We start from the raw sequence: 12,854 nt of genomic DNA on the forward strand, positions 1-12,854 counted from the left end.
GTTGTGGGATATTGAATGGCTTTTGTATTTTCTATTAAAGCAGTGTAATTATTGTATTGAAATTCAAATTTGAATTCTCCATATAATACACTAATTTTGTGTTCCCAAATTTTTTTGCTGTATGGATTACCTGAAAGGACTCAACGAATCACAATATGAAGCCGTTACCACTTTACAAGGACCTTTGATGGTACTTGCAGGAGCGGGTTCCGGAAAAACGCGTGTACTTACGATGCGTATTGCACATTTGATTACCAATGGAGTAGATCCTTTCAATATTTTGTCTTTAACTTTCACCAATAAAGCGGCAAAAGAAATGAAAGAGCGTATTGCTAAAGTCGTTGGGCAAAGCAATGCGAGGAGCCTTTGGATGGGAACTTTTCACTCTGTTTTTGCAAGAATTCTGAGAAGTGAAGCGCATTATTTGGGTTATCCTTCCAACTTTACGATCTATGATCAGCAGGATGCTTTGAATGTGATCAGAAAAGTGTTGAAAGACATGAATATTGATGCTGATCTGTATAAGCCTAAAAAAGTTCAGTCTAGAATTTCCAATTATAAAAATAACCTAATTACAGTAAAAGCATATTACAACAATCCTGAATTAATGGAAGCTGACGAAAAAGCGAACATGAAATTCATCGGAAAGATCTATGAAAAATATGTAGAAGCCTGTTTCAAAAATGGTTCGATGGATTTTGACGACCTATTGTTGAAAACGAATGAACTTTTAACAAGATTTCCGGAAGTTTTAGCAAAATATCAGGACAGATTCAGATATATTTTGGTAGATGAGTACCAAGATACGAATCACTCTCAGTATTTGATTGTAAAAGCTTTGGCTTCAAAATTCGAAAATATTTGTGTGGTAGGAGATGATGCGCAGTCGATTTACTCTTTCCGTGGTGCGAATATTTACAATATTTTAAATTTCAAAAAAGATTATCCGGATGCAATGACGGTTTCTTTGGAACAAAATTATCGTTCGACTCAAAATATTGTCAATGCTGCAAATGTTGTGATTGCTAAAAACCTGCAGCAGTTCAAGAAAAATGTTTTCAGTGAGAATGAAGAAGGAGAAAAAATTAAAGTGTACCGCTCGCTTTCCGATGCTGACGAAGCCAATTTCGTGGCCGGAAATATTTGGGAACTGAGAAACAGAGAACAGAGAAAATTTAGTGATTTTGCTATTTTATACCGTACCAATTCTCAGACACGAGCGTTTGAAGACTCTTTAAGACGTAAAAATATTCCTTATAAAGTATATGGAGGTTTATCTTTTTACCAAAGAAAAGAAGTGAAAGATTTAATCGGATATCTTCGTCTTTTGGTGAATGAAAATGATTCTGAAGCGTTGATGAGAATCATTAATTATCCGACAAGAGGGATTGGTGAGACGACTCAAAATAAATTAATTGTTTTTGCAGATTCACTAAATCTTCCGGTGTCAAAAGTTTTAGACAATTTGGGGATTTATGCTCCGCAATTGAAATTTAATAATGGAGTTTTAACCAAATTGAGCGATTTCTGGTCGATGATCAAAGCGTTTCAGGTTTTGCTTAAAACAGAAACGGCGTACAGCGTTGCGATGGAAGTGGCAAAGCGAAGCGGTTTGATTAAGTTTTTAAAAGACGACCAGACTCCGGAAGGAATTTCACGTGTAGAAAACGTTCAGGAATTGATGAACTCGATGCAGGGTTTCATCGAAGAGCAGCAACAGATAGAGGATGGTGACCCGAGTTTGCCTAATTTCCTTGAAAATATTGCCCTTTCTGCAGATACGCAAAGAAAAGATGATGAGGAAGATATGGTTTCGCTGATGACGATTCACCTTTCAAAAGGTCTTGAGTTTCCGGTGGTGCATTTAGTAGGATTAGAAGAAAATCTTTTCCCAAGCTTTATGAGCTCGGCAACCCGTGAAGATCTGGAAGAAGAGAGACGTTTGTTTTATGTTGCTTTAACGAGAGCTGAAAAACAGGTGTTTTTCTCTTATGCAACTTCTCGTTTTCAATGGGGGAAAATTACCGATGCCGAACCTTCACGATTTTTAAGTGAAATAGATGAAGAATATATCGAATTTTTAAATCCTGCTCTCGAAAAGAGATTTATCAACAATTCAGGGGTTACTTCTAATATTTTTGACGAGCATCCTTCAGAAATGAAGAGCTTTAGAAAAATAGAAAAGAAAACCATCTCGAAAACTGAAAATGATAAACCTATTGCTGAGCCAAGAAAATTAAAACCTGTAGCAACAGCAAGAATCATCAACCCGAGTGGAGCTTCTTCACAAGATATTGAAGTTGGAGACAAAGTAAGACACGACCGTTTTGGAATTGGTGAAGTGGCATTTTTGGACGGTACAGATCCACAGAATATAAAAGCAAAAGTGGTTTTCTTACACGAAGGAGAGAAAAATTTGATCTTGAAATATGCTAAACTGACGAAGATTTAAATATAAAAGCGGGTTGAGTTAAATAAACCCGCTTTTTTTTCGGAACTTAATGAGTTATTTTAATTAAATATTCTTCACAATCCCTTAAAAAAGCTATTAGTACTACTATAAATTTCTTTTATCAGTTCGTATGAAAGAGCTATATTTAAAGCAAATTTTATATTAAAAAAATTGATTTATACAACGCTTTTAAATATTGCTATTTTCGAGGGGATAATCTTAGGTTTAGTTATTTTAAAGTCTTCTTTATTTAATAGTAATTCAAATAAATATTTAGCCTATTTACTATTTGCACTTTCCTTTGTTTTACTCAATTATGTTTTTGAAATTGAAGGTACATTTACTTCGTATCCCTTTTTACGTTTTATAGATGATATCGAGTGGGTATTTTTATTGCCTGTTTTCATGTTCCTGTTCATTATAAACCGGATCGATGATACTGTAAAGGACAGGCAGAAGCACTATTTGTATTATATTCCATTTGCCTATTCCTCTATTCTTAGTATTACATACGATCTTAGTCATGTTGCAGGGCTTTATAAAATCCCGGATTCAAGCATTTTTCTACTTAATATACTTAGGCTCATTCAGCTTTTATTTGCCGTTATTCTCATTCCGTTTTTACCTCTTTACTCTTATTTTATGATAAGGCATTTAAAAGATCCACAAGAAAAAAAATGGGTCATTACCTTATTAACCCTTATCTATTTGTTATTATTTGTCTGGCTTACTACTTATATGACAGGTGTTTTTTTTGGATTAGACATTTCTTCTACCATGAGCGTCCTGGCTTTATTTGCAACCTTCGTCATGCACTGGACGGCTTATATAGGCATTTACAAATACAAACTGGCCAAAAACAAAATTGCTATCTACAATTTTCTAAATAATGAGCCAGCTATTTCGTTAACCGATCTGGAAATTGTACAAAGTAATACTCCACAAGAATATAAGGAATCTATCACAGCAGATAATCTTTATTTTCAAAAACTGGAGCTTCTTTGCAAAGATCAGCACATTTATACCGACAGTACATTAAACAGGGAGAAAGTTGCAGAAAAACTAGGCATAAGTGCAGGATATGTTTCACAAATTGTAAACACGATAACAGGAGACAATTTTGCCCATTATATCAATAACTATCGGGTGGAAGCTGTGAAGGAAATGATTTCGAATCCTGAGTATGAAAACTATAATTTGTTGACGATGGGATTAGAAGCCGGATTTACATCAAAAACAACTTTCTATAATTCCTTTAAAAAAGTAACGGGTCAAACTCCCAATGAATATAAAAATACCATAAAATAAGTACCATTTTATACAGTTTTAAGCTTTTGAAACCCTTTCTAATTTGAATTATTTGAGTTTTGCAGTTAAATAATTTAAATTAAATTTTTATGAAAAAAAACTTTTTACTGTTCATCATTTTATTTGCTTTTTGCTCTATTAAGACACAAGCCCAAAGTGAAACTGATGCCAATTCTTATCAGAAGAACAATGAAATTAAACTGAATCTAATTTCTCCTTTAATGGATGCTTTTGAAGTAAGTTATGAACGGTTTCTAAACAAAAATTCATCGCTGGGGATCTCTGCATTTAAGGTTTATGAGCATTCAACAAATGATGATATGAATTATTATATCTCTCCTTATTACAGATATTATTTTGGAAAAAAATACGCTTCCGGTTTTTTTGCCGAAGGATTTGGAATGTTCACTTCCATTGATGGAAAAAAAATATACTCAGCAGACCGACTGACATTCACTGAAAATAAAGACGTTTATGACCTCGCATTAGGTGCTGGTCTTGGCTGGAAATTGGTTACCAAAAAAGGATTTGTTTTTGAAGCCAACGCAGCTTACGGAAGACTTGTATTTAATGCAGACAAAACAGATCATGACCAAGTTATAAAGCTCGGATTAAGTGTTGGTTATCGGTTTTAAATATTAACCTTTTTATTTAACCACAAAAAGCAGAAAAGATTTAGATACTTCTATTAAAGCTTATTTTTAAAATGAAAAAACACACATAAGTTCAAAAACGCCTTTGATTTTTATTCTTTTGATAGCTTCAATTGTCTAATAATTATATGCCTCGAACATCTTTTGTCTCTTTTGCGGTTAAATTTAAATTAGTTTAAACAGCTTTATTCTAAAAAGGATTGAAAATAAGACAGACGCCCAAAAAAGCGTCTGTCTATTTACCTAAAACTAAGAACCTGTGATAACTATCTTATCTTTCAACCAATTCCTTTACTGTCTCGCCATAAAAATCGGTATGTGAAGTTTTAACTTGCAATAGTTGATACCATTTTCTGAACGCACCAACAAAAACCACAAGCATTAACACCATTGCTACAACCGCCAGTGTTGCCAATAAATATTGTTGTTTTGGAATGTAGATATCTATTACCTGAATATATCCTGCCCAAAAAGTAATAATCGCCATGAAAACTCCTGGAATTGCCGAGCAAAGCGCATATTTTCCTCGATTTAATCTGATGAGCATTGTGGTACAGACTATCAAACCGCATGCTGCGAGCAACTGATTACTAATCCCGAAAAGTGGCCAAATGCTGCTTACGTTTCCGGTAAAAACCAGATATCCCCAAGCAAATGTGAACAATAAACTACTGATGATAATTCCGGGAGTCCAGTTTTTATCATTAAATTTAGGAATAACAGAACCCAACATTTCCTGTAAGAAAAATCTTCCAACTCTGGTTCCGGCATCAATAGCCGTTAAAATAAATACCGCTTCAAACATAATGGCGAAATTGTACCAATACGCCATCAGCTGATCCATGTATGGAATTTTATTGAAAATATGAGCCATTCCGACTGCCAAAGAAACAGCACCTCCGGTTCTTCCGTGCAGATCAATTCCTATTCTTTCTGAAAAATAATCAATATCAACACCGTGTAAACTAGGATGTGTTGCTAAGAAAGCGTCATAGGTATCTTTTGGTGTGTTGATGGCAAAATAATCTCCGGGCATCAAAGTACAAGCAGCAATCAATGCCATTAATGCAACAAAACCTTCTACAAGCATCGCTCCGTACCCCACAAATAAAATTTCTTTTTCTCTGTTCAGCATTTTTGGAGTGGTTCCTGTTGCAATTACTGCATGGAAACCTGAAATTGCTCCACATGCAATCACAATAAAGATAAATGGTAAAACAGGCCCACCAATTACGGGGCCTCCACCATTGACAAATTCAGTTAAAGCAGGCATTTGAATGGTTGGGTGAATAACAATTACCCCAATGGCCAACATGATAATCGTTCCGATTTTTAAATACGTTGAAAGATAATCTCTTGGAACCAAAAGCAACCAAACCGGCAATACAGAAGCCAAAAATCCGTATAATGGGATTGCAATGGAAATTGTTGTGATATCCCATGTGAACATATTGTTCATGGTTTCGTTTTGCATTAAATTATGTCCGCCAATAATTCCTGCAATCAAAAGAACACCTCCCAGAACACTTGCAAAAGTCACCGAGTTTTTTCTGTATCGCATAATCAATCCCATAATAATCGCAATCGGCATCGTAATCACTACGGTAAATAATGACCATGAAGCTTCGTGCATTGCATTAATACAGGCTAAAGAAAGTCCGGCAAGTGTTAAAATTAAGATGAATAAAATAGCAAAACCTGCAACCGTTCCGGTAGTTTTTCCGATTTCCTTGGATGCAATGGTTGCTAAACTTTGTCCTTTGTGTCTTACGGATGCAAAAAGTACCACCATATCGTGAACTCCACCTCCTAAAACACAGCCAATTAAAATCCAGATTGCTCCGGGAAGATATCCGAATTGAGCTGCCAAAACCGGGCCTACCAATGGTCCTGCTGCTGCAATTGCAGCAAAGTGATGTCCGAAAAGAACATTTTTATTGGTGGCTACATAATCTTTTCCATCGGCAAATTCTACAGCGGGAGTTGTGTTTTTGTCATTTAAACGGAGCACTTTATTCGCTAAATAAATTCCGTAAAAACGGTAAGCAATCGCAAAGATAAGCAGTGATGTGAATACTAAGGTCAATGCATTAATTCCATTTAGAAATTCCATATTGTTTTTCTTTTATGTGAGTAAATAATTAATGTTTTTGCTTTTTTATTATGAATAATTTAAGCATCCGACCAAGATAATTATTTTCTATATAAAGTTTATCAATATGTATATCAACTTAGCGAAATAATCAGTGATATATTTCTATTTTAAAATTAATGATTTGATTTTTAAAGTGTTGTTTATTGCTTCTTTTTGAAAAACTATATTTTGATATTGATTTTCTAATGATTGACGAAATTAGCTTTTTCCTGAGATAAAATAAAGTCGACCATTGCGTTGTTAAGCTCTTCCTGATAAGCTTTTTCGGTTGTGGAAAAACCGTGGTTTCCTTTTTTTACTATGATCAATTCATGAGTTGTGTTCGCTTTTTTTAGCATTTTATTGAGTCTCTTCGAATGTCTTATAGGTGCTATTTTATCTTTATTCCCATGAAGAATCAGGGTAGGAACGGTGTTTTGAGTATAATTAAGAGGAGAAATAGTTTTGCAAACTTCAATAACTTTTTTTCTTTCTGTTTTAATGTCGTATCCGCTTATTCCGTTGGCGAGATTGGTTCTGATGTCGATAATTTTTTGCGAAATTAAACCAACTGTCAATAAAAGAGGTTTTGGAGCACGGGTATGAAGAAGCCTGTTCATATCGGTCGGCCCAAAATTATCAACCACATAATTTACTTTGGCTGAATATTTTGAAAGTTCCGAATCTCCCACAAAATCTTTATCTTCAGTATAAGCGCTTAAAAGTGAAAGATGTGCGCCTGCAGAAACGCCCCACATTCCGATGTTGTTTTCATCAAGATTGTATTGGTCTGCATTTTTGCGAACCCATCTTACCGCATCTTTAGTATCTTGAATTGGTGCAGGAAAGTGAAGTTTTTCAGTGACTAAACGATAATTAATGCTGATTACCGCATAGTTTTTTTCTAAAAGTTTCAAAATGGTACTTTCAACATAATTATCTGCAGTAATGATTTTGTCACCTTCAACCCAAGCGCCGCCGTGAACGTACATCACAACGGGAAGTTTTTTGTTCTCGGTATTTTTCGGACGATAAATATCTAGCTGAATATCTTTACCCGTCTCGTCGGTTTTGTAAACAATATTTTCTGAAACATTCGCCTGCTCAAAAAGGAGCGTACTTTTCTGTTTTTGCGAAAATCCAAAAGTGGAAATCGTCATTAGGAATAAAAAAAATAGGTTCTTTAAAAACCTATTATTTTTTGTGTTTGAGTGGAATGCTCTCATAAAATATTGCTTTAGTTTGCTACTTTACCAACTCTTCAAAAAGTTTACCAAAAGTTTGGTTTAAATCTTTCGATTTTCCGGGATGAGGTCTTGAAGTTTGTACAACCGCACTTCTCACCGCAGTCAACCAACGAAATCTATCTGGAATTTCGAGTAGAGCTATCGGACCGCCTTCCTTCTTTCCTTCAGCAATATTTTTAAAACTCTCCAAATTTTTAATGATATCATCATAATCGAGTTTGCTGTGCATAAACTTAAATTTATCAGGACAGAGGTAAAATTCTACTTTGATGAATTTTTCTCTTTTCGAAAACAAAACCAGTCCGATGTTGAAAAATTCTTCTCTTTCAACCTTCGGCACCAAACGTATTACGGCATATTCGTATATTTTATCCTCTTGCATTTTTGGCTTCGTTTATAAAGATTTGGGAATTTTCTAATCGAGTTTTCAGAAAGTTGAAATAAATTTCACGGATTTCGTCCGGACTTTCTTCGGCATCATTCCAATGCAACCAATCCTGTGGAATCGCATTAACGATTTCTCTGAATAAACCTTCATTTAAAACTGAATGCGCAAATTGATCTGCCTCATCTAATTTTGCTGCTTGCGGAAGCAAAACGTGATCTTTTATATATTTAAAAGGTGTTTTTGCCGCCGTATCAAAATTCTGCCATGAATGATGAAAATAAAAAGAAGCACCGTTATCAATAATCCACAATTCTTTATGCCACATCAAAAGATTAGTATTCTTAAAAGTACGGTCTATATTGGTAATAAATGCATCCAGCCAAACGATTTTTGAAGCTAAAAGCGAATCTACTTTCACACTCGAATCGAACGCAATAGATTCTGAAAGATAGTGAAGTCCTAAATTTAATCCTTCAGAATTTTTTAATAAATCCTGAATTTCCTCATCGGCTTCTGTTCTCCCAAAATCTACATCAAGATTAGCAAAAACTAACTCTGGAATTGGTAAACCTAAGGCTTTAGTAATTTTCCCTCCTAAAAGTTCTGAAATCAACATTTTTACACCATGACCGGCTCCACGAAATTTCAAAACATATTTAAAATCATCATCAGCTTCCGCCAAAGCAGGAAGTGAGCCTCCTTCACGAAGCGGGAGTATATAGCGTTGTACGGTAACTGTTCTTAAATCCAACATGATGCAAAACTAAGACTATTTTTTGATAATCTTTTTAGTGTATTCTTTTTCTCCGATCTTATATTTCAAAAAATAAGTTCCGGTGGTTACATGATTCAGAGGAATGCTATAGCCGTTTTCTGTTTTTTTGAAATCATGTTTGAGAATACGTCCTGAAGCATCTGATAAGGAAGCAATAGACAGTTTTTGATCAGTAATAATGTTGATAAAGCTCTGAGTCGGATTAGGGTAAATCTGAACCTGATCAATCTTACTTTCCTGAGTTCCCAAATTATTGATCGTAACAGATTTTGTTTTAGTAGAATTTCTTCCACAAGCATTGGTAGTGAGGGTTACTTGGTAGTTTCCTGTAGCAAGATACGTATGAGAAGGATTTTCTAAAGTAGAGGTATTTCCATCTCCAAAAGTCCATGCAAAAGTGGTGGCATTTTGTGTTTGGTTTGTAAACTGAATTGTAGACGTACCAGTTGTCTGATAATTAAATCTACTGGCTACATCATTCGTTCCAATTAGCCACATGTCAAGATTGTCATAGACTGTGTTTTTTACAATATTTTTTATAATTTGTGATTCTGTAGCGGTTAAATTTCCATTAAAAGTTGCTAGTTCAGGATTTTTTTTAAACAAAATAGTGTAGAAAGTGTAAGCAGCCGCCATAGAACCCAAATAGCTGGGATGTGAACCATCGCTGGAGTATAAATCCATCGTTGGTTGCTGTTGCCTTATAGTTCTCCATACTTTTCCGACGGGTGAAATTAATCCCTCGTTTATTTGTGCCATATCCATATATCGGTTGTAGATAAGGTCGTCCATACCTTCATAGGTGCATACAGGAGTGTTTCCGTTGGCACAATTTGTAGCATCACCGGTTTTGTAACCCCAAGTCATAAAAAATATAGGATTGCCACAAGCATTCGAAGCTTTGGTTAAATCTGCGAGCTGTTTTGCGTAAGGATGCATTTCAGACTGTATATAGCTGTTTGGAAACGACGGTATTTGGCTTTGCTCCTGTAGTACAACGTAATCCCAATTACCTTGATTAATGATTGAGGTTACTGCTTGGTTTTGTGCGTGTTGCTTTAGCGTAGCTCCTCCCATTGCATGAGTCTGGTAATTTAATACATCTCCGGTAGAAAGTGCCGTGAGCTTTACTAATTCGGGTAAATCGTTGGTGTACGTGTAACTGTTTCCTACAAAAAAGACTTTTTTTGTGGTCTGCGCAATTGTGAATGAAAAGGAAATTAAAAATAAAAAAAGTAAAGTTTTTTTCATATATTTAAATTAGAGTGAATATTACAAATGTAACTGTAATTTTGGTATGCAATAATTAATATTTTATGAAATTAGTAAAAGAGATCAACATAGTCCTTGAAAACCCTGAAACCAAAGATTTTCTTGCTGATACATTTTATCCTGAAACCAATGAGAAACTACCGCTGGTTATTTTCGTTCATGGTTATAAAGGCTACAAAGATTGGGGAGCATGGAATTTAATGGCAGAAAAGTTTGCGGAAGCTGGTTTTTTCTTCGTTAAATTTAATTTTTCCCACAATGGAACTACCATTAACGATCCTGAAAATTTTGCAGATCTGGAAGCTTTTGGAAATAACAATTATTCAAAAGAACTTTCAGATTTAAATGTTGTGATTGATCATTTCGTTAAAGATATAAAAGTAGACGACCAGAAGATCGTTTTGATAGGACACAGTCGGGGAGGTGGAATTTCTATTATTAAAACCTGTGAAGACGAAAGAATTAATGGATTGATTACTTTGGCAAGCGTCGATACTTTAGAAAGATTTCCTACAGAACAAAAATTTGAGCAATGGAAAGAAAACGGAGTGTACTATGTAGAAAACGGAAGAACGAAACAGCAAATGCCGCATTACTTCCAATTTTTTGAAGACTTTAAAAAAGATGAGCACCGGTTTGATGTAGAACGCTCAATGGAAATGGCAAAAGCTCAGGTTTTAATTATTCACGGAACCAATGATGAAAGTGTGAACCTGAAAAATGCAGAACATCTTCATATTTTAAATCCAACTTCAGAATTGTATCTTATTGAGAATGCAAACCATACGTTTGGAGCCGAAGAACCTTGGGAAGGTAATGTGTTACCAAAAGGATTGAATGAAGTTGTTGAAAAGTCTATTGAGTTTATCAAGCATAATATTTGATTTTTATTGTTAAAATTACTCTTGATGTTATTAGTTTTCATACTTTAGTGAAACATTAATAATCATTAACTAAAAATTTTATGAAAAAATCAAATTTAAAAAAATTAAGTAGAGCAGCTCAAAAAAGTATTTCTGGAGGAGTAGGAGGTCTAGAACCAATACAATGTGCAACAGGCTGCCATAAAAATTATATTGGTGACGGACAAGGCATTTTATGCATTGTACCCCCATGTCAATCTCCTAATTTTGGAACACAAAGCAAAGATGCTAATGGAAATTGGCAATGCTGTTACTAAGTGTTTAATTTTAAAAAATAAAAGGAGTGAAAGTTTTCACTCCTTTCTTTATATATCAATATATGTTTTTTGCGAAAATACCTTTAGTAGTATTATTAAATGTTTGGTTGATAGTGATTTAAAACAATATGCTTATGAAAAATATTCTTTATTTATTGTTGAATTTTAATGATGATATCGTATTTTTTCCTATTTTAGTGAAACATTAATAATCATTTAAATAGAAAATTTTATGAAAAAATTGAACTTACAAAAATTAAGCAGAGAAGCTCAGAAAAACATTTCTGGAGGAGGCTTGGAATTACAAGCATGTGCAAGTGGTTGCTATGATCGCTATTTTAGCGATGGACAGGGTAATTGTCTTGTTCCTCCATGTTCTGTTCCCAATTTGGGTAGGGAAATTAAAGACGGTAATGGAATTTGGAAATGTTGTTATTAGATATTCGATTTAAAAATAAAGAAAGGAGTGAAAATTTTCACTCCTTTTTATTTTAATTTCAAGTTGTAATTTATTTAACTAAAACTTTCCACGCTTCTTCAATTTTACTATCCAATAAAAAATTCTGAGCTTTTAGGTGAATGTTTTCATCATCATGACAGTTTTCAGAAGGTAAGACTTCTACATTGGCAAGCATTCCCAAATCGTTTCCTGTAAAGACTTTGCTTAATTTTATAGAATCAGGAAGAAGATCAAAACCAATTCCTTTTGTAACCAAAGGTTTTGGAACTTCAAAAAGATTATTCTCATTGTTTCTAGAATACCAGTTTCCGCCAAGACGGGCAACCATATCCAGCTTTTTCTGATCCAGATTTCCTTCTTCATTCAGATATTCTTCTCTGATATGAATTTTCTGAACTTCACAAATTACTAAATTTCCAGCGCCTCCTTGATCTCCTAAAGATTTTACTTCTAAAACTTTACATTCAAAATTAACAGGGCATTCTTCGATTAATTTAGGTTTAACCAAATCAGCATCTTTCATCGTTAATCCAGACTTAATAAATTCGTTGACTCCGTCACCATATTCTGTTGAAGCTAAAGAAATCTGCTGTACGATTGGAAAATTAACAGTTCCGATAACTACTTCAGAAGTTTCCAAAACGTTTTCCAAAGTATGTTTTGTGGTATTGTCCCGAACTCTTCTCGATGGTGAAAAAATCAAAATCGGAGGAACTGTGCTAAACATGTTGAAAAAACTGAATGGTGATAAATTGATTTCTCCATTTTTATCAACCGTAGAAGCTAATGCAATGGGGCGCGGTGAAACGGTAGTTTGCATTATTGTTTGTAGTTGTACAGAAGTTATTTCGGATGGGATTACTGTTTTCATTTTTATTATTTTACACTTAATTAGGCTTAAGTATTCAAATTATGTTTAAAAAAGATGCTTCGACTTCGCTCAGCATGACATTTCTAATACTAACTGTTTTGCAGAATGTTTTTA

At 34.3% G+C, this 12,854-nt stretch carries 12 protein-coding genes; 6 read left to right on the top strand and 6 right to left on the bottom strand.

The window, feature by feature from the left end; all coding sequences use genetic code 11:
- Positions 1-121: 121 nt before the first annotated feature.
- The 3 genes from B5X64_RS06570 (at position 122) to B5X64_RS06580 (ending at position 4,395) form a co-directional block, all read left to right on the top strand.
- Entirely contained in the window at positions 122-2,452 is a 2,331-nt protein-coding gene (locus tag B5X64_RS06570) for an ATP-dependent helicase (RefSeq protein WP_079464469.1), read from the top strand.
- 171 nt (positions 2,453-2,623) lie between these two features.
- On the top strand, positions 2,624-3,760 hold the full coding sequence (locus tag B5X64_RS06575) for a helix-turn-helix domain-containing protein (RefSeq protein ID WP_079464470.1): 1,137 nt from the start codon (positions 2,624-2,626) through the stop codon (positions 3,758-3,760).
- Between the two features lie 89 nt (positions 3,761-3,849).
- Positions 3,850-4,395: a DUF3575 domain-containing protein gene (locus B5X64_RS06580; RefSeq protein WP_079464471.1), complete on the top strand. Its 546-nt coding sequence runs from the start codon at positions 3,850-3,852 to the stop codon at positions 4,393-4,395.
- 289 nt (positions 4,396-4,684) lie between these two features.
- Here B5X64_RS06580 and B5X64_RS06585 read toward each other — a convergent pair whose 3' ends face one another.
- The 5 genes from B5X64_RS06585 to B5X64_RS06605 all read right to left on the bottom strand — a co-directional run bounded on the left by B5X64_RS06585 (position 4,685) and on the right by B5X64_RS06605 (position 10,208).
- A complete protein-coding gene (locus B5X64_RS06585; protein WP_172459123.1) occupies positions 4,685-6,526 on the bottom strand; it encodes a carbon starvation CstA family protein in 1,842 nt (613 codons plus the stop codon).
- A 224-nt stretch (positions 6,527-6,750) separates the two neighbouring features.
- The gene (locus B5X64_RS06590) at positions 6,751-7,707 is read right to left on the bottom strand and encodes an alpha/beta hydrolase (RefSeq protein WP_228418781.1); all 957 of its coding nucleotides are present in this window, start codon (positions 7,705-7,707) and stop codon (positions 6,751-6,753) included.
- Positions 7,708-7,792: 85 nt separating this feature from the next.
- Positions 7,793-8,176 carry a DUF3037 domain-containing protein gene (locus B5X64_RS06595; RefSeq protein WP_079464473.1) on the bottom strand — a complete coding sequence of 128 codons (384 nt, stop codon included), beginning with the start codon at positions 8,174-8,176 and terminating at the stop codon, positions 7,793-7,795.
- Positions 8,163-8,936: a HipA family kinase gene (locus B5X64_RS06600; protein ID WP_079464474.1), complete on the bottom strand. Its 774-nt coding sequence runs from the start codon at positions 8,934-8,936 to the stop codon at positions 8,163-8,165. The genes B5X64_RS06595 and B5X64_RS06600 overlap by 14 nt, the downstream gene beginning before the upstream one ends.
- 15 nt (positions 8,937-8,951) lie before the next feature.
- Complete coding sequence (locus tag B5X64_RS06605) at positions 8,952-10,208, bottom strand: PKD domain-containing protein (RefSeq protein ID WP_079464475.1); 1,257 nt, start codon at positions 10,206-10,208, stop codon at positions 8,952-8,954.
- 65 nt (positions 10,209-10,273) lie between these two features.
- Here B5X64_RS06605 and B5X64_RS06610 point away from each other — a divergent pair, with 65 nt between their 5' ends.
- From B5X64_RS06610 to B5X64_RS06620, 3 genes are all read left to right on the top strand, one after another.
- A complete protein-coding gene (locus B5X64_RS06610) occupies positions 10,274-11,113 on the top strand; it encodes an alpha/beta hydrolase family protein (RefSeq protein WP_079464476.1) in 840 nt (279 codons plus the stop codon).
- Between the two features lie 80 nt (positions 11,114-11,193).
- On the top strand, positions 11,194-11,409 hold the full coding sequence (locus B5X64_RS06615; protein ID WP_079464477.1) for a bacteriocin-like protein: 216 nt from the start codon (positions 11,194-11,196) through the stop codon (positions 11,407-11,409).
- 232 nt (positions 11,410-11,641) lie between these two features.
- Positions 11,642-11,848 carry a hypothetical protein gene (locus B5X64_RS06620; RefSeq protein ID WP_079464478.1) on the top strand — a complete coding sequence of 69 codons (207 nt, stop codon included), beginning with the start codon at positions 11,642-11,644 and terminating at the stop codon, positions 11,846-11,848.
- 70 nt (positions 11,849-11,918) lie between these two features.
- Here the strand turns inward: B5X64_RS06620 and B5X64_RS06625 are convergent, their stop codons facing one another.
- Positions 11,919-12,740, bottom strand: coding sequence for a flavin reductase family protein (locus B5X64_RS06625; protein WP_079464479.1), 822 nt, complete (start codon positions 12,738-12,740; stop codon positions 11,919-11,921).
- Between the last annotated feature and the right edge of the window lie 114 nt (positions 12,741-12,854).

It is taken from the genome of Chryseobacterium balustinum (genome assembly GCF_900168205.1).
Lineage (GTDB): Bacteria > Bacteroidota > Bacteroidia > Flavobacteriales > Weeksellaceae > Chryseobacterium > Chryseobacterium balustinum.